The 17,351-nt window shown below is 65.4% G+C and carries 16 protein-coding genes; 3 read left to right on the top strand and 13 right to left on the bottom strand.

Annotated elements, in window-relative coordinates:
• Positions 1–111: 111 nt before the first annotated feature.
• The 13 genes from ftsZ to JC607_RS21900 form a co-directional block, all read right to left on the bottom strand.
• Positions 112–1,911, bottom strand: a complete 1,800-nt coding sequence (gene ftsZ / locus JC607_RS21840; RefSeq protein ID WP_198838890.1) for a cell division protein FtsZ — start codon at positions 1,909–1,911, stop codon at positions 112–114.
• 260 nt (positions 1,912–2,171) lie between these two features.
• On the bottom strand, positions 2,172–3,506 hold the full coding sequence (ftsA, locus tag JC607_RS21845; RefSeq protein WP_092898394.1) for a cell division protein FtsA: 1,335 nt from the start codon (positions 3,504–3,506) through the stop codon (positions 2,172–2,174).
• Positions 3,503–4,468, bottom strand: a complete 966-nt coding sequence (locus JC607_RS21850; protein ID WP_198838891.1) for a cell division protein FtsQ/DivIB — start codon at positions 4,466–4,468, stop codon at positions 3,503–3,505. Before JC607_RS21850 ends, ftsA begins: the two co-directional genes overlap by 4 nt.
• Positions 4,456–5,373, bottom strand: a complete 918-nt coding sequence (locus JC607_RS21855; RefSeq protein ID WP_198838892.1) for a D-alanine--D-alanine ligase — start codon at positions 5,371–5,373, stop codon at positions 4,456–4,458. Before JC607_RS21855 ends, JC607_RS21850 begins: the two co-directional genes overlap by 13 nt.
• 102 nt (positions 5,374–5,475) lie before the next feature.
• On the bottom strand, positions 5,476–6,408 hold the full coding sequence (gene murB / locus JC607_RS21860) for a UDP-N-acetylmuramate dehydrogenase (RefSeq protein ID WP_198838893.1): 933 nt from the start codon (positions 6,406–6,408) through the stop codon (positions 5,476–5,478).
• Positions 6,409–6,476: 68 nt separating this feature from the next.
• Entirely contained in the window at positions 6,477–6,854 is a 378-nt protein-coding gene (locus tag JC607_RS21865) for a hypothetical protein (protein ID WP_198838894.1), read from the bottom strand.
• A 68-nt stretch (positions 6,855–6,922) separates the two neighbouring features.
• The gene (locus tag JC607_RS21870; RefSeq protein ID WP_233093075.1) at positions 6,923–7,168 is read right to left on the bottom strand and encodes a DUF2484 family protein; all 246 of its coding nucleotides are present in this window, start codon (positions 7,166–7,168) and stop codon (positions 6,923–6,925) included.
• Between the two features lie 67 nt (positions 7,169–7,235).
• On the bottom strand, positions 7,236–7,592 hold the full coding sequence (locus JC607_RS21875; RefSeq protein ID WP_198838895.1) for a hypothetical protein: 357 nt from the start codon (positions 7,590–7,592) through the stop codon (positions 7,236–7,238).
• Positions 7,576–9,003 carry a UDP-N-acetylmuramate--L-alanine ligase gene (gene murC / locus JC607_RS21880; protein ID WP_198838896.1) on the bottom strand — a complete coding sequence of 476 codons (1,428 nt, stop codon included), beginning with the start codon at positions 9,001–9,003 and terminating at the stop codon, positions 7,576–7,578. The genes JC607_RS21875 and murC overlap by 17 nt, the downstream gene beginning before the upstream one ends.
• Positions 9,000–10,091 (bottom strand): glycosyltransferase, encoded by a 1,092-nt coding sequence (locus JC607_RS21885; protein WP_370584916.1) that lies wholly within the window; start codon positions 10,089–10,091, stop codon positions 9,000–9,002. The genes murC and JC607_RS21885 overlap by 4 nt, the downstream gene beginning before the upstream one ends.
• Complete coding sequence (ftsW, locus tag JC607_RS21890) at positions 10,091–11,254, bottom strand: putative lipid II flippase FtsW (protein ID WP_198838897.1); 1,164 nt, start codon at positions 11,252–11,254, stop codon at positions 10,091–10,093. Before ftsW ends, JC607_RS21885 begins: the two co-directional genes overlap by 1 nt.
• Before the next feature lie 209 nt (positions 11,255–11,463).
• Positions 11,464–12,537, bottom strand: a complete 1,074-nt coding sequence (locus JC607_RS21895; protein WP_198838898.1) for a glycosyltransferase family 2 protein — start codon at positions 12,535–12,537, stop codon at positions 11,464–11,466.
• 60 nt (positions 12,538–12,597) lie between these two features.
• Positions 12,598–13,161 (bottom strand): cytochrome b, encoded by a 564-nt coding sequence (locus tag JC607_RS21900; RefSeq protein ID WP_233093076.1) that lies wholly within the window; start codon positions 13,159–13,161, stop codon positions 12,598–12,600.
• 222 nt (positions 13,162–13,383) lie between these two features.
• Between JC607_RS21900 and JC607_RS21905 the strand changes: the two genes are divergently transcribed.
• The 3 genes from JC607_RS21905 to JC607_RS21915 form a co-directional block, all read left to right on the top strand.
• Positions 13,384–15,102 carry a (2,3-dihydroxybenzoyl)adenylate synthase gene (locus tag JC607_RS21905; protein WP_233093077.1) on the top strand — a complete coding sequence of 573 codons (1,719 nt, stop codon included), beginning with the start codon at positions 13,384–13,386 and terminating at the stop codon, positions 15,100–15,102.
• A complete protein-coding gene (locus JC607_RS21910) occupies positions 15,099–15,350 on the top strand; it encodes a phosphopantetheine-binding protein (protein ID WP_198838900.1) in 252 nt (83 codons plus the stop codon). Before JC607_RS21905 ends, JC607_RS21910 begins: the two co-directional genes overlap by 4 nt.
• 1 nt (position 15,351) lies before the next feature.
• A partial coding sequence (locus JC607_RS21915; protein ID WP_198838901.1) for a condensation domain-containing protein occupies positions 15,352–17,351 on the top strand: 2,000 nt, incomplete at its 3' end.

A 17,351-nucleotide genomic window follows, 5' to 3' on the forward strand; every position in this document is an offset into this window, starting at 1 on the left:
TTCACCTTTTGCAACGGTTTGTGACACTGTTTGCGACTGCGGCAAGGCGATGATTTCAAAAGAAAAAGGGCCGGTTTCCCGGCCCCTTTGTAACATAGGATTCTGCTCGTTTCAGTTGGCCTGTCTTCTGAGGAACGCAGGAATCTCGATCTTGTCCTGATCGTTGCCGGTCTCGCCTTCGTCATCATAGGCGGTGACCGGAGGTTGTTGGCGATGCGACTGGGCCGGGCTGCGCTCGGCCTGGGTGCCACTTTCAAGATGGCCGGCCATGCGGTTGATCAGCGAGCCGATGCCAAAGCGCGGGCGCGCGGCCTGCGCAGGTTCCTGGGCAAGCGGCTGCGGCTGCGGCTGCGCCTGACGCGGGTTTTTCTGCACCGCATTGGCCAGACGGGCCAGCGCAGCCGGGGTCGGCGTGCCGGGCACATGCGGACGCGGTGCGACGAAGGACCCGGCTTCGGCTTCGATCGAGGCAGGCGTCGGACGGGCCGAGGTCATACCGGCCTGGCCGGCGGTCGGGCGCGGACGATAGACCGGCGGCGGCACGTCATTCACGTGGCCGTGGTGGTCTTCGTTCTCATAGCGCGGCTCGAAATCATGGCCATGGGACTCGCCGGCGCCGAAAAGATCTTCGGTATGCGCGCTACGCGGCGCCGCAGCAGGCTGGGCGGGCGCATAGGCCGGAGCGGGCGCGTAGCCCTGGGGCGGTGCCGGAGCATAGGCCGCAGGCTGCGGAGCCGGCTGATGCGCAACGGGTTGCGGTGCGGCCGGGGCGTGCGACATCGGTTGCTGCGCGGCGGGCTGCCAGTTCTGCTGCGGTGCGGAGGCGGCTGGCACGAAGGCCACATCCGGCACATCGCTGTGACCGGCGCCATGGCCCGGCTGCAGTTGCAGCGGCTGCGCCATCGGGCGACGCGTCAGGGGTTGTTCGGGCTTCAGCTGCTGCCCCGCGTCGATGCCGGTGGCCACGACCGAGACGCGGATGCGCCCTTCCATCGTATTGTCCAGCGTCGAGCCGACGATGATATTGGCTTCCGGATCGACTTTCTCGCGGATGATATTCGCGGCTTCGTCCAGTTCGAACAGGGTCAGGTCATGGCCGCCGGTGATCGAGATCAGCACGCCTTTGGCGCCATTGAGGCTGATTTCATCAAGGAGCGGGTTGGCAATCGCCTTTTCGGCGGCCTGAACAGCGCGGTCATCGCCATCGGCCTCGCCCGTCCCCATCATCGCCTTGCCCATCTCATCCATCACCGAACGGACATCGGCGAAGTCGAGATTGATGATGCCCGGGCGGACCATCAGATCGGTCACCCCTTTGACACCCTGATACAGGACATCATCGGCCATCGCGAAGGCTTCGGTAAAGGTGGTGCGGTCATTTGCCAGACGGAACAGATTCTGGTTCGGAATGATGATCAGCGTATCGACGACCTTTTGCAGCGCCTCGATACCCTCTTCGGCCTGACGCATGCGCTTGCCGCCTTCAAACGAGAAGGGCTTGGTCACGACGCCGACGGTCAGCACGCCCAGCTCACGCGCGGCCTGCGCGATGATCGGCGCCGCGCCCGTGCCTGTTCCGCCGCCCATACCGGCGGTGATGAAGCACATATGCGCGCCGGCCAGATGGTCGACAATCTCTTCGATGGTTTCTTCGGCGGCGGCGGCCCCAACCGACGGACGCGCCCCTGCGCCAAGCCCCTCGGTCACCTTCAGGCCCATCTGGATCCTGGCATGGGCCATGGACTGCTGCAGCGCCTGGGCATCGGTATTCGCCACGACGAATTCGACGCCTTCAAGCTGCTTGTCGATCATATTATTGACCGCATTGCCGCCTGCCCCGCCCACACCAAACACGGTAATGCGCGGCTTCAGCTCTTCACGCTGGTTCGCCATCGTCAGATTGAGTGCCATGGTTCCGCCTGTCCGTTTTTTCCCAGGTCAACATCAAGGTTATCGCCCGTAAACCTTAATGAGCCGTTTTTGTGATCGTTACGCCGAGATATTCTTTTCGGCTTTGCCCTGCCCGTCCCGGGGCGCGGCATACCGATTTGACTTCCGAGTCTATCGACATCGGCCAGGGAGGTCACGGAAAAAATAACTTAATCCCACAAAATATGGGGTATTTCCTGCCCCGATCGGCGGGATTTCGCGAGTGACGCTGTATCCTGGGGTTACCAGTTGTCCTTGAACCATCTGAATGCCCTGCGCAAAGACCTGGCCGGATAACGTTCAGCGGGAACTTCAAAATCCCACCACTCATCCTGCGGATGTGCCGCAAAGAGGCAAAGCCCCACCGCCGAGGCAAAAGCCGGCCCGGTCGCAGCCTGCGGCAGCCCCTGGACCCGCAAGGGGCGGCCCAGACGGACGCGCTGCCCGAGGATGCGGTTCGCGAGCATATCAAGCCCCGGGATCTGGCTGCCGCCGCCCGTCAGCACGATCTGCTGCGAGGGCAGATGGTCGAAGCCTGCCGCATCCAGCACCGTGCGCGCCTCTTCGAGGATCTCCTCGACACGGGGGCGCATGATGCCGATCAGCTCGGTGCGCGAGATGCGGCGCCGGTCTTTCTCCCAGTCGCCGCTTTCGCCGCCCAGCTCGATCATCTCGCGGTCATCCATGCCCGTGGCAAAGAGGCCGCCATGCCGGGTCTTGATCTTTTCGGCATCGGCCGCCGGGATATAAAGCCCTTTGGAAATATCCGCCGTGACGTGATCGCCGCCCATCCGCACAGAATCGGCATAGATCATGTGTTTCTTCATGAAGATCGAGACGCCGGTCGCACCGCCGCCCAGATCGATACAGGCGGCGCCCAGTTCCTGCTCATCTTCGACCAGCGAAGAGATCGCCGAGACATAGGCAGAAGACGCGATCCCCGCCAGTTCCAGATCACAGCGCTGGATGCAGTAAAGCAGGTTCTGAATCGCGGAATCTTCCACCGACAGAAGGTGCATGTCGCAGGCCAGCCGGTTGCCGATCTGGCCGCGCGGATCGGCAAGACCCGAGCGGTGATCCAGCGCGAAATTCACCGGCTGCGCATGCAGTACTTCACGACCCGGCCCGATATCGGGCACATCGCAGGACGCGAGCACGCGGGCGATGTCATGTTCGGTGACGACATTGTCTTCAAGATCGATCTCGCCCGCCAGCCCGTAAGAGCGCGGCTCGGCGCCCGAGAAACAGGCGATCACGTGATCGACACGGACATTCGCCATTTTCTGCGCCGCCTGGACGGCGGTGCGGATGGCGCGCTCGGTCTCGTTCATCACCGAAATCTCGCCGAACCGCACCCCGCGCGAGCGGGTGGTGGCGGCGCCGATGATGCGGAATTTCGACTGGCCGGCCATCGGGCCGACGCCCTCGACCTCGCGCAGACGGGCTTCGCCGTCGAATTTCAGGATGAGGCAGGCAATTTTCGAAGTGCCCACATCAAGAATGGCAATCACGCCCCGCTGCATGGCAGCCCGGCGCATGTTCCGCATGACGCGTTGGGTCTGGTAGAGGTCGGTCACAATTCGGTCTCCACGGTTTCGGGCAGGGGCTGAAGGCCTTTGGCGCGACGAAGCTCGTTCATCGCATAGGTGGTGAGGCGCAGGGTCGGACGGTTCGGCAGCCGCAGATCGACAGCCACCAGATCGCGGGCGAGCATGTCCTGCGCCTGATCCAGCGCCAGCAGACGTTCCAGCGCGCGCACCGGACGGTCTTCGGGCAAAAGAATGCGCTGGCCGCGATCCAGCACGATATCCCAGCGGCGCTCGCCCATCCGGACAAGACCCCGGATCCGGGGCGCAATCGGCCCGGCGGCGGCAAGGATCTCCAGCGCCTCAGGGGCTGCGGCATCCGCCCCCTCGCCCGCGATCAGCGGCAGGTCGTCGCGGTCAGCCCGTTCAAAAAGGCCTGCGACCCGGTGACCGGTCTCGTCAACCAGCGAGAGCCCCGAGGCCTGGCGCCAGACGAGGACAGGCTGGCGTTCGGTGATCAGAACCGAAAGCACGCCGCCCGACCGCACCCGCAATTCCACCCCCTTGACGGCATCAAGCTCGACCACCCGGGCGCGGGCGGCTTCGAGATCCAGGTCAAACGAGCTTTGCGGCAGGTTCAGATCCAGCCGCGCGCGCACGGCATCCGCCAGCTCGACCGAGGAACCCTCGATCGAGACCAGCGTCACCATGAATTCCGGGCGGCTCTGGAATTTCTCACGCAGGTCGGTGAAGACCTGGACCACGCTGTTGCGGCGGTCTTCGCCCGACATATAGACGCCGGCCATCGCCGCCACCGCAAGAACCGGCAGCCCGACCCGCAGGAAAGCGCGCAGGTAAGGCGTCAGCATCACCCGCTGCATCCGGTAGGCCCAGAGCGAGGGCGACGGATCATGCGCCACCTTCTGGCGCGTCAGCGGCGGCTCGGCGCGACCGAACCCCGGCTGGCGGCCATGGCGCGCGGGGCGCAGGCGGAAGGGGATCAGCGATCGCATGACGCGTCCTCGACCAGCCAGGAGCAGAGTTCGGGGAAGGAAATCCCCTGATACGCCGCCTGTTCGGGCGCGAGCGAGGTCGGTGTCATGCCCGGCTGGGTATTGACCTCAAGAAGGATCAGCCCCGCAAGGCCACGGCTTTCATCCCAGCGGTAATCGGCGCGCGACAGGCCACGGCAGCCAAGCGCCCGATGCGCCTTCACCGCGATGTCGAGACAGGCGTCAGAGATCTCTTGCGGCAGATCCGCCGGGATCACATGGCGTGAGCCACCCGCCTTGTATTTCGCATCATAGTCATACCAGCCATCGGTGACGATATCGGTCACGCCAAGCGCGCGATCCCCCATCACGGCAACCGTCATCTCGCGGCCCGGAACATAGGTCTCGACCATCACCATCTCGGGCATGGTTTCCGCCAGACGCGGCGCATTCGATCCGGGATGGACCAGATAGACCCCGACCGAGGAGCCTTCATTATTCGGCTTCACAACATAGGGCGGCGGCAGCACATGACCGGCCTCGACCGCGTCGCGCGACGCGATCACGCTTTCGACCACCGGCAGGCCAGCGGCGCGAAACACTTCTTTCGAGCGGGTCTTGTCCATCGCGAGTGAGGAGGCCAGCAGGCCGGAATGGGTATAGGGGATGCGCAGCCATTCAAGAATGCCCTGGACGCAGCCATCTTCGCCCCAGCGGCCATGAAGCGCATTGAACACGGCATCCGGGCGCAGCTCGGTCAGGCGCGCGGCCAGATCGCGGCCGGCATCGACCTCGATCACCTCATAACCCGCCTCACGCAGCGCCGTCGCACATTCCGCACCCGAGGAGAGGGAGACCTCTCTCTCGGCAGACATGCCACCTTTCAGAACCGCCACGCGGGGAAATCTGCCCGATCCCGCCGCCATTTACTGCCTCTCGGGGTCTTGCTGACCCCTTTTTGTTATTCCCGGCTTTATCGCCGCTTTGTTACCCGGATCACATGCCTGGATCCAGGGCCTTGACTCTTGTCAGCGACCTGGTTCGCCAACCCGCATGATTTCCCATTCTAGCGTGATCCCGCTGGATTGGAACACCTTTTTTCGCACTTCTTCCCCAAGTGATTCGAGATCCGTGGCCGTAGCGCCACCGGTATTGATCATGAAATTGGCATGCATCGGCGACATCTGCGCCGCGCCGACCGATGCGCCGCGCATTCCGGCGTCATCAATCAGCTTCCAGGCCTTCAGCTCATGGCTGTCATCCGCCCGGCCCGTCGAGGAAAACCCGGCCGGATTGCGGAAGGTCGAGCCCGCCGTGCGCTCTTTCGTGGGCTGCGAGGCGTCACGTTTCGCGAGCTGCTCTGCCATCCGCGCGGCCAGCGCCCCGGGGTCGCCTTCGGGTGCGCGGAAGGTGGCCGAGATCAGCACGGCGCCCTCCGGCAGGTCCGACTGGCGGTAGCGCAGGTTCAGCTCCGCCGCCGGCAGAACCTTCGTCTCGCCCTGGCGGGTGATGATCTTCACCTCCTCCAGGTGATCGGCAACATATAGCCCGTAACAGCCCGCATTCATCCTGACCGCGCCGCCGATACTGCCGGGAATGGTGCGCAGGAAGGTCAGATCCCGCCCGGCCTCGGCCGCCTTTTTCGCGACATGCGCGTCAAGTGCTGCGGCACCGGCAATCACCCGGTCACCCTCGATTTCAATCCCGTTGAACCCGCGTCCGAGCCGGATCACCACAGCACGCAGCCCGCCATCGCGCACGATCAGGTTCGACCCCACCCCCATCGGGAAGACCGCAATCTCCGGGGGCAACGCGCGCAGAAATTCGGCCAGATCCGGCTCATCCGCCGGCTGGAAGAACCAGTCCGCCGGGCCGCCGACCCGAAGCCAGGTCAGGTCGGCAAGCGGGCGATCAGCGGTCAGCGGGCCGCGCGGGGTGGGGAGAGCCAGAGCATGTGTCATGGGGCTCAGCTATCCGCGAAGCCCGGCTTTGCGCAAGGGGGTGCCCATGGATCAGCGCCGCCTGCAGATCAGCCCTGGCGGCGTTTTGCCCGGATCTGCAGGAGTTTCCGCACCATCACAACAACCACGACCGCTCCAAGCGCCACCAGGGGCAGCCATGGCAGGGCCTGGACAAGCAGGCCCTCGCCGGTGCCGTCGCGGCCTCTCCCCCCGGCGCCTCCACCGTTCATGAGCCACACGAGGGGTGCCAGCAGCACAAGTATCCAGATCGCGAAGAAGTCGATGATATTGCGCGCCTCGAGCGCTGCAATCGCCGGGGGCAGCGCCACAATACAGAGGATCAGGATCAGCCGCAGCGCAATGCCAGAGGCCTCCCCTCTGACAAAGGGGATCACCACCAGCAACAGCATCGCGACTGAGACCGGGATAACATAGGAGAGCGGCATGACGGACCCCAGGCTGGACGCTGGCCACACTATTGCCAGGAGCTTTGTCCGGAATATGGCTTTCCGGCTCAGCCCGTTCTGCGCATCGAGCGCCAGAACCAGATCAGCGGCCAGCGCATCACACTCGCGCCCCCGATCAGGAAGACAAGGCCCCAGACCGGGCCGTTGCTCCATGTCACCCAGCCCAGCAGCGGGATGCCGATCACCACCAGCATCATCGCCGCGCGGATATGTTTGTCGCGGGTGGGAAACATCGCGATCACATTGGCCAGAACCAGCCAGAGACAGGCCAGGATCAGGGAAAGGTCAATCATGGCAGCCCCGTGCATTCGGGCGCGTTGAAAGGCGCCTTCGGTGTCATCAATGTTACAGTCGGGCCCGTCACAGGCTATCCACCAGCGTGAGGGCGAGAATACAGAGGTGAAGGACCGCAAAACCGATCCCCACCGGCATGGAATATGCTGCGATCACGCCGATGATCAGCCCGATCCCGGGCCCGGCCGCCAGCCCGATGGCGACCAGCATCTCGCCGAGACCGGCCAGATAACTGCCGGTCGCAATGGTCGAGAGCCAGACGAAAAGCCCTACAAGCCCCGCCACGACCAGCAAGGCCAGGATGACCGTAAGTTTCCATCCGCGCCTCCAGGCCGCCCATGTCCCCGCCGCGCTCGCCCAGGTGGCGACGAAGAAGGCGAGGAGCGAGACGGCCACCTCCACCCGCTCAGGCCGCCTGACCAAGCAGTTTCGCCGGCAGCCCGTTCGCCCAGGCCGAGATGGTCCCGGCGCCAAGGCAGACAAAGATATCGCCCGGCCGCGCCTGTTCGCGGAAGAGCCGCGCAAGATCCGCCTCGTCGATCACCGCGCGGGCGTGACGATGGCCATGCGCGATCAGCCCGGCCACGAGATCATCGCGGCTCGCGCCAGGGATCGGGTCTTCGCCCGCCGCATAGACCTCGGCGATGCCAACCACATCGGCCTCGTTGAAACAGGTGCAGAAATCATCGAACAGGTTCGAAAGCCGCGAATAGCGATGCGGCTGATGCACCGCGATCACCCGCGCGCCCGGGGTGCCGGATACCGCCTGGCGGGCCGCTTTCAGCACGGCGGCAATCTCGACCGGGTGATGGCCGTAATCGTCGATGATCGGCACCCCGCTCACCTCGCCCACCCTGGTAAAGCGGCGGTTGACCCCGGCAAAGCCCGCCAGCGCCGCGCGGATTTCTTCTTTCTTCATGCCCAGATGGCGGGCGACAGCCACCGCCGAAAGCGCGTTCGACACATTATGGTCGCCGGGCATCGGCAGCTCGCACCCTTCGATAACCGAGCCTTCGCCCTCGTTTTGCAGCTGGATGTCGAAGCAGGACATGCCCTTTTCGAACCTGAGATTCACCGCCCGCACATCGGCCTGGGCATTGAAGCCAAAGCTGATCACCCGGCGGTCGGCGACGCGGCCGACCAGCGCCTGCACTTCGGGATGGTCGGTGCAGCAGACCGCCACGCCATAAAACGGGATATTCGAGACGAAATCGAGGAAGCCCTTGCGCAAAGCCTCGATGGTGCCCCAGTGCTCCATATGTTCGGGATCGATATTGGTCACGATGGCGATGGTCGCGGGCAGCCGGTTGAACGAGCCGTCAGACTCGTCGGCCTCGACCACCATCCATTCGCCCGCACCGGCCCGCGCGTTCGACCCGTAAGCATGGATCACGCCGCCATTGATCACGGTCGGATCAAAGCCGCCTTTGTCGAGCAAAGTCGCGACCATCGTCGTCGTGGTCGTCTTGCCATGGGTGCCCGCGACCGCGATGTTTGACCGCAGGCGCATCAGCTCGGCCAGCATCTCGGCGCGGCGCACCACGGGAAGCTTGCGGCGGCGCGCCTCTTCCAGTTCCGGGTTACCGCGTTTGATCGCCGAGGAAATCACCACGACCGAGACGTCTTCGCCGATATTCTCGGCCCGCTGCCCCTCATGGAATTCAGCACCAAGGGCCACCAGCCGGTCAGTGATTTTCGACGCCTTGCTGTCAGAGCCCTGCACCCGGTAACCCAAAGTCAGCAGGACCTCGGCGATGCCCGACATGCCGATGCCGCCGATGCCGACGAAATGGATCGGCCCGAGCTCCAGCGGGAGTTTGGTTGCGGCATTCATCTTTTATCTCCTGCGAGCTCTTCGACCAGCGCCACCAGAGTTTCGGTCGCATCCGGGCGGCCACAGCTCAGCGCATTGGCGGCCATCTGCCGCGCGCCCCGGGGATTTCCGAGGACGGCGGCGACTTGCGCGCTCAGGCTGGCGGGGTCAAGCAGTTTCTCAGGGATCAGCACCGCTGCCCCGGCGTCAACCAGGCCGCGCGCATTGGCGGTCTGGTGATCGCCCGTCGCGGCAGCAAAGGGGATCAGCACCGAAGGGCGCCCGATCACCGAAATATCCGCGACCGATGAGGCGCCGGACCGCGAGATCACCAGCTGCGCCTCGGAAAGCCTGCGGGGGATATCGTCGAAAAACGGCCTGATCTCGGCGCGGATCCCGGCCTCGTAATAGCCGGTCTGCGCCCGTTCGGCATCCTCGGCCCGGGCCTGATGCGCCACGCGCAGATTGTCGCGCAGGCGCCCGGGCAGCAAAGCGAGTGCCGCGGGTACCACATCCGAAAGGATGCGCGCGCCCTGGCTGCCACCGATCACCAGCAGGCTCATCGGGTAGTCACCCGGCTCGATATAGGGGGCGCCGGCGCGTTCCAGGACGCTCGCGCGCACCGGATTGCCGACAGGCTGGCCCTCGACGCCCTCAGGCAAGGCGGTCGGCCAGGTGCCGCAGGCGACAAGGTCAACGCGTCTGGCAAAAAGCTGGTTCACCCGCCCCAGCACGCCGTTTTGTTCATGGATCATCCGGGGACGGCGCAAGAGGAACGCCGCCGACAGCGCCGGTATGGTCGGATAGCCGCCAAAGCCCACCACGACAACGGGCTTGTCGGACAGCATCTTCACTGCCGCCCCGATCACGCCGCCCGCGATCCGGAAGGGGGCTGCCAGTTTCGCCACCGCGCCGCCGCGCGCGAAAGTGGCCGAAGACACTTTCTCGACAACCACCGCTTTGGGAAATCCGCCGGCATAGCGCGCACCGCGCTCATCGGTCGACAGTCTGACCCGCCAGCCGCGCGCCAGCATGGCCTCGGCCAGGGCCTGGGCGGGGAACATATGCCCGCCGGTACCCCCGGCCGCGATCAGCAGCAACGGCGCCATCAGCGCCTCCGCCCGAAGAGTTCCGCCATCCGGTCGCGCGGCCTGGTCCGGGTCAGCGCCAGAAGCATCCCCACCGTGATCCCGGCGGCGATGATCGAAGAGCCCCCGTAAGAGACGAAGGGCAGCGTCATGCCCTTTGCGGGCAACAGACGAACGGCAACGCCCATATTGATCATGGCCTGGACGCCGAAGATACAGGCAAGGCCCGATCCGGCCAAACGGGTGAACGTGTCACGTTCGGCGGTCAGCCGCACCAGCGAGCGCACCACGACGATCCCGAACAGCGCGAGGATCACGAGGACGAGCACAAGGCCATATTCCTCGGCCGCGACCGCGATGATGAAGTCAGTATGCGCATCGGGCAGCGACCATTTCACCTGGCCCTCGCCGACGCCGACGCCGAAGAAGCCGCCTTCCTGGATCGCGTTTGCCGCATAGCCCAGCTGGGTGCGCGGATCGACCTCCGGAGACAGGAACCCGTCGATCCGGCGGGCAAAGTGTTCAGACGCGCCATAGGCGGTAAAGCCGCCGAATGCGACAATGCCGATGACGGATGCAATCAGCACCATCGGCGCCCCCGCGATGAAATAGATCACGCCCCAGGAGAAAACGATCAGCGCCGATTGCCCGAAATCAGGCTGCATGGCCAGAAAACCGACCACAAGGCCGAGGATCCCGAAGGAAATCAGCTTGCCGGGTGGCCCGTTGATATCCTGGGCCGCCGCCATCATCCAGGCGGTGACGATCACGAAACCTGGCTTGAGGAATTCAGAAGGTTGCAGCGAAAAGCCGCCCAGCGACAGCCAGCGAATGGCGCCCTTGCCGTGATCCTGACCGACGAAAGGCAGCGCCATGACAAGCACCAGCGCGATCACGAAACCAAGGATCCCAAGCCGCCGCACCACCGCAGGTGGCATGGTCGAAATTGCCAGCATCACCACGAGCGCGATACAGCCGAAAACCGCCTGACGCTGCACATAGAAGAACTGGTTCAGCTCGTTCCGGCTTGCAAGCGGCACCGAGGCCGCAAGGCCCAGCAGCAGCCCGATCCCGAACAGCATGAAAACCGAACACATGGTCCAGCGATCAACCGTACGCCACCAGCGCGGCAGCACAGGCTCGCGTATAGCAACGGGTGAGGAACCATAGACCATCTCAGTCATGGGGAGCCGCCTCGATAAATCGGTAAACCGAATTTCTGCCTCTGGCCCGGGTGTCCCCCCGGGTCCGTAATGTGAAACTCTACCGGCAAAGAGGCCGGAAGGCCAGCGAAAATCCGGCCGGATTGTGGCGGCATCTGCTGGCTTTTACCTGGCAGGCGGGGGTCGTCCGGCGCCATGTCTCAGGTCGCTTCAGCCCGGCCCGTTTGACGTCAGGCCGCTTCGTCAGGGTCGCTCGCCAGACGCTGATATTGCTGCAGGAGACGCAGATCTCCCGCGGGGCCAAGAGCCTGGCTGCCGGCCGCATGCAGGCAGGCTGCCCAGAGCCGATAGCTCCCGGCCTGCCGGATCAGCTGGTCAAAGCGCGCGCGATGCCAGGCGACCGCCGCTTCATGTAAAGGGGCCACCCCCGGAAGCGCCATCAGCGCGGCGACCTCTTCGGCCAGCGGCGCCGCAAGCGCGAGGGCTGCGGTATTTTCGTGATTGTTGAAATTGCGCTCGACCCAGTAATGCAGGTCGATCTCTTTCTGGCTGCGATTGGGCAGGCCGCGATCTGACTTCACCACAAAAGCCGCAGCCGAGCGCAGCGAATAGTGGTGCATTTCGGCAAGGTCACGATAGCCGGTCAGCGGGATCAGCGACAGCCGGCCGTCCTGGCTCAGGATGGGGGATAGTGCGCGGCCGCTGCCATCAACCCAGGCTGCCGGCCCCTGCCCTGCGCGGCGCTGCGGCCGATGCACCCCCGGGCGCTGAAACGCCGCTGGCCGGAACAGGCTTTTGAACAATGTTGCCGCAACCGGATGCATCATATCGGGCGGCGCCGAGCGAAGGAACTGCGCCGTCACCGGCCGCTCTTCGAACCCTGCGATACCGCCCGCACCGAACAGACGCCAGGCCAGGGCCACCGCCTCCGTCCCCTCGGGCAATGCCGCGATCAGATCGGCAAAACGGCCATTGCCGCAATGGATCACCGGGAATTCATCGACATCCGAGATCAGCATCCAGTCGGCGGCCTTGCGCTCCGGCCCGGCCCAGATCGCCTTGAGCGCGCGCCATTGCACGCTGGCAGCTTTGCCTTTCTCAGAGGCCAGCGCGGCCATCGGCGGCTGCGGCAGATGGCGCAGCACGCCTGCCTCGGCCAGAGCTTCCAGCAGCCGGTCGGTCCCGTCGCGGCAATCATTCGAGGCGATCACAAAATCGCTCGCCCCGAGCAGCCGGTGCCAGGCGAGCCATTCAATCAGATAGGGCCCTTCATCGCGGACCGAGGTGGCACAGAGAATACGCATCTTTCATGCGTCGCGCAGATCCGGCGGCGGAGCAAGCCCCCTCACCCGGGCCGCGCGCCCTCAGCCGCCGCGCAGGGCCTTTTTGCCGGCCATTTTCGCCAGCGTGCCGTCTTTCCACATCGCCTCATGCAGGCCGACCATCGCGATATGGCCGATCAGCAGCACGCCAAAGACCCAGCCCAGTTCGCCATGCACGGCATCCCCGAAAGCGACCATCCAGGCTATGGGCTCGTCGCGGGTCGGAAACAGCGGGAAGCCAAAGGGTGAAAAGCCGCGCCCCGAGCCGAAAGCCCGCGCCAGCGCCGCCAGCGGCACGATCAGCATCACCAGATACAGGATGCCATGTCCGGCTTTGGCCGCAATGCCGATGAACCCGCGCCCATGATCGGGCCGGCGCCCGGCATTCGCGAAAGCCCAGGCCACCCGGATCACGATCAGCACGAAAACCGCAGTTCCAACCGGCCCATGCGAGCCGACAAGGGCGCTGTCCCTTGGCGAGACGCCAAATCCCACCTTGAGGATCATCGTCATGAACTGCCACAGCACCAGGGCCGCGACCGTCCAGTGCAGCGCACGGGTCACTTTGCCATAGGCGCGGGGCGTGTCTCGCAGGGGGAGCCTCATCCGGGTCATGCTCGTTATCTGTTTCATCTGGTCTCGCAGCGCGGGTCTTCCGTTCAGGGTTCTGGCCGCGCCTTTCTTACCGCCTAAGGGATAATGCTGCACCTGCCAACCGCCAGAGGTAAAGTTGACTATTTTCCCAGGTGGCTTTATCCCGGCCCAACGAGCGTCATCCCGGCCCGCCGGACATGCCGCAAAACGCCGTCACTGTTCCGCAGGTGCGCCATGACCGAAGCCCCCCGTCCTGATGTGGCCCGTCCTGATATGGCCCTGCCAGATGTCGCCACTCCCGATGCTGCCGCGCCACGCCAGACCTGGCCCGCAGATCTCGCCGCGCGCTACCGCGAAAAAGGGTATTGGCGCGGCGAAAGCTTCGGCACCCTGTTGCGCCGGCTCGCGGCCGAACACGGGCCACGGATCGCCGTGGTCGGAGGCGAAACCCGGCTGAGCTATGCGGATCTGCTGACTGCCGCCGAACAGGCGGCACGGGGCTATCTGGCGCTTGGCCTGCAGCCTGGCGCGCGCGTGGTGGTGCAGCTTCCGAATATCGCGGGCTTCTTTCCTTCGGTCTTTGGCCTGTTTCTGGCCGGGCTTATCCCGGTCTATGCCCTGCCCGCGCATCGGCGGACAGAGATCGCGCATTTCATCGCCCGATCGGACGCGAAAGCCCTGGTGATCGCCGACAGCTGGGAGGGGTTTGATTACCGCGCCCTCGCCCGTGAGCTGCGCAAAGAGGCCGCAGGCCTCGAGGTCATTGTGATCGGCGAAGCGCAGGAGTTCACCAGCTTCGCAGATCTTGGCGCATCAGGTGAGGGCGCATCAGATCAGGACGCAGGCGCGCTGCCTGAGACCGATCCGTCCCGGGTGGCCTTCATGCAGATTTCCGGCGGCACCACGGGGCTGTCGAAACTGATCCCGCGCACCCATGACGATTACATCTACAGCTTCCGCGAAAGCGCGGTGATCTGCGGGCTGACCCCAGACAGCGTCTATCTCTGCGCGCTGCCGGTCGCGCATAATTTCCCGATGTCATCGCCCGGCGTGTTCGGGGCGCTGTCAGTGGGCGCGAAAGTGGTGCTCAGCCCCAACCCCGCCCCCGCCACCGCCTTCCCGCTGATCGAGGCCGAGCGGGTCACCATCACCGGCCTTGTGCCGCCGCTGGCGCTGTTGTGGATGCAGGCGGCGCCGGGATGCACGCATGACCTTTCCAGCCTCGAAGTGCTGGGCGTGGGCGGCGCGAAATTCATCCCCGAAGCGGCGGCGCGGGTGCGCCCCACGCTGGGCTGCACCCTGCAACAGGTGTTCGGCATGGCCGAGGGGCTGGTGAATTATACCCGCCTTGATGACCCGGAAGAGATCATCATCTCGACACAAGGCCGCCCGATCAGCGAGGATGACGAGGTGCTCGTGCTGGATGATGAAGGCCAGCCGGTCGCCCCGGGCGAGGCGGGCTACCTCCACACCCGTGGCCCCTACACGATCCGCGCCTATCACAACGAACCGGCGGCCAATGCCCGCAGCTTCACCCCCGACGGGTTCTACCGCACCGGCGACATGGTGAAACAGCTGCCCGGCGGTTACCTGGTCGTCCAGGGCCGCGCCGGCGACCATATCAACCGCGCCGGCGAAAAGATCTCGGCCGAAGAGATCGAGGATCACCTGCTGGCCCACCCGGCCGTGTTCGACGCCGCCGTGGTCTCGATCCCGGATGCTTTCCTGGGCGAGCGCAGCTGCGCCTTTGTGGTGGTGAACCCAGGCGCCGAACGGCCAAAGCCCGCCGCCGTGAAGGCCTTTGTCCGGGGGCGCGGTATCGCCGCTTTCAAAGTGCCCGATGAGGTGGTTTTCGTGACGGAATTCGCCACCACCGCCGTTGGAAAGATCAGCCGCAACAAGCTGCGCGCCGAGCTGCGCGCGCGCTATCTGGAAGAAGAAGCCGCAAAATGACTGTTTCCGGTGAGACTGTGACCCTTGAAAAGATGCGGGCCGATATTGCGCGGCTGATCGACCTTGACCCCGAAGAGATCGGCAATGACGACCACCTGCCCGACCTGGGGCTGGATTCGCTCCGGCTGATGCGGCTCGTGAGCGCCTGGGAACAGGCCGGGCTGAAGGTGGATTTCGCGGTTTTTGCCGAAAGCGCGACGCTCGGCGAATGGTGGGAGGCGATCTCGCACCTGCGGGCGGCTGGCTGAGATGGCCCGGGATGTTCAGGAGACGCGCCCTCTGACCGAGGCGCAGGAGGGTCTCTGGTATTTCCAGGCGCTCGATCCGGCCAATCCGATCCTGAACACCGGCCAATATCTTGAACTGACCGGCGCTGTCGATCTGGCGGCTTTGCGCGAGGCTGTGGCGCGGACGGTGCAGGAGACCGAGGCGCTGCATCTGCGTTTTCGCGCCGGGCCGAGCGGGCCGGAGCAATGGCTGGCCCCCGGCGGGATCGCCCTGGGCGAGGTCGATCTGACAGCCCATCCGGATGCCGGAGCCGAGGCGCTGGCGCGGATGCAGGAAGACAGCGCCCGCCCCCTTGATCTGGCGCGAGAGCCGGTGGCGGCCTTTACCCTTTTCCTGCTGCCAGACCGGGTGTTTCTCTATGAACGCATCCATCACCTCGCGACCGATGGCTATGGGATGGTGCTGGTCTCGAACCGGATCGGCGAGCATTACGGCCATCTGACCGGCGCGGGGCCGGCGCCGCTGCCCTTCCCGCCGCTGGCGCGCGCCGATGACGAGGATACGGCCTATCGCACCGGCCCGCGCCGGGCGGCGGATGCGGCCTGGTGGAAGGCGGAAATGGCCGATGCGCCGGTGGTGACAAGCCCCGGCACGCTGGCCGGTGAACGCGCCGTCAGTGCCCATGACTTCCGCCGTGAAAGCCTCTGGCTGCCAGACACGCTGACCGCAAAGCTGGCGGCGTTTTCCGAGACGCATGACCTTGGCTGGCCGGATGTGCTGACCGCTTTGACCGGCGCCTGTCTCGCGCGCTGGTCGGGGGTGGATGGTGGCGGTGGCGAGGCGGTGATTGGCATGCCCTTCATGGCGCGGATGGGGCGCAAGATCGCCCGCCTGCCCTGTATGGCGATGAATGTCCTGCCGCACCGGATCCGCCCCGAGGAAGAGGCACCGCTGGCGGAATGGCTGGCAAGCGAGGCGCGGCGGATGCGCGAGGCGCGCAAACACGGGCTGTACCGCTCGGAACAGCTGCGCCGCGATCTGGGGCTGATTGGCGGGGTAAGGCGGCTGCACGGGCCGCTGGTCAATGTGCAGCCCTTTGACCGGCCTCCGGTTTTCCCGGGGCTGGAGTGCCGGCTGCATATTCTGGGCGCCGGCGCGGTCGAGGATCTGACCTTCACCTTCCGGGGCGATCCCGATGCAGGGATCCTTTTTGAGACCGACAGCAATCCGGGCCTGTACAGCGCCGATGAGACACAGGGTCATGCATTGCGGCTGGTGGCTTTCCTGGAGGGAGCCCTGGCGGCAGAGCGGCTGCGGGATGTGCCCTCGGCCAGCCCGGCAGAGATCGCGGCGCAGGACGCAAGGGCGGCGGCGGGCCGCTGTGATCTGCCCGATGTCACCCTGACCGACCTGATAGCTGCGCAGATGCGGGCGACACCAGAGTCGCCGGCGCTGCGCTTCGGCGCGACAGGGCTGAGCTACGGCGAGCTTGATGTGGCGAGTGCCGCGCTGGCGGCAAAGCTGCGCGCGCGGGGCGCCGGGCCGGACCGGATCGTGGCCGTGGCGATCGAACGGTCGCTGGAACTCTCGGTGGCGCTGATCGCGATCCTGCGGGCCGGGGCCGCCTGGCTGCCGCTCGACCCGGATCACCCGCCAGAGCGCCTGGCCCGGATCATCGCCATGGCACAGCCGGTGCTGGTCATGACCAGCGAGGCAATCGCGCCGCTGCTGCCGCAAAATGCCCCGATTTTCCGGCCTGTGGACTGGCCCGCTGAATGGCCCGCAGACGGGGCCACAGACTGGCCCAGAGACTGGCGCCCGGACTGGCCTGCAGACCGTGCCGCAGACTGGCATGAAATCTGGCCCGCAGATTTGCCCCGAAATCAGACGACCGGCCCGATCCTGAATCCCGGCTCAGGCCCGGGCGACAGCGGTGCGACAGCGGTGAAGCATCCCGGCTCTGCCGGGATGCTTCCGGGGGCGGAGCCCCCCCCTGCCCCCCCCCGGAAGCATCCCGGCTC

It is taken from the genome of Paracoccus sp. IB05, from assembly GCF_016405985.1.
Taxonomy (GTDB): domain Bacteria; phylum Pseudomonadota; class Alphaproteobacteria; order Rhodobacterales; family Rhodobacteraceae; genus Pseudogemmobacter.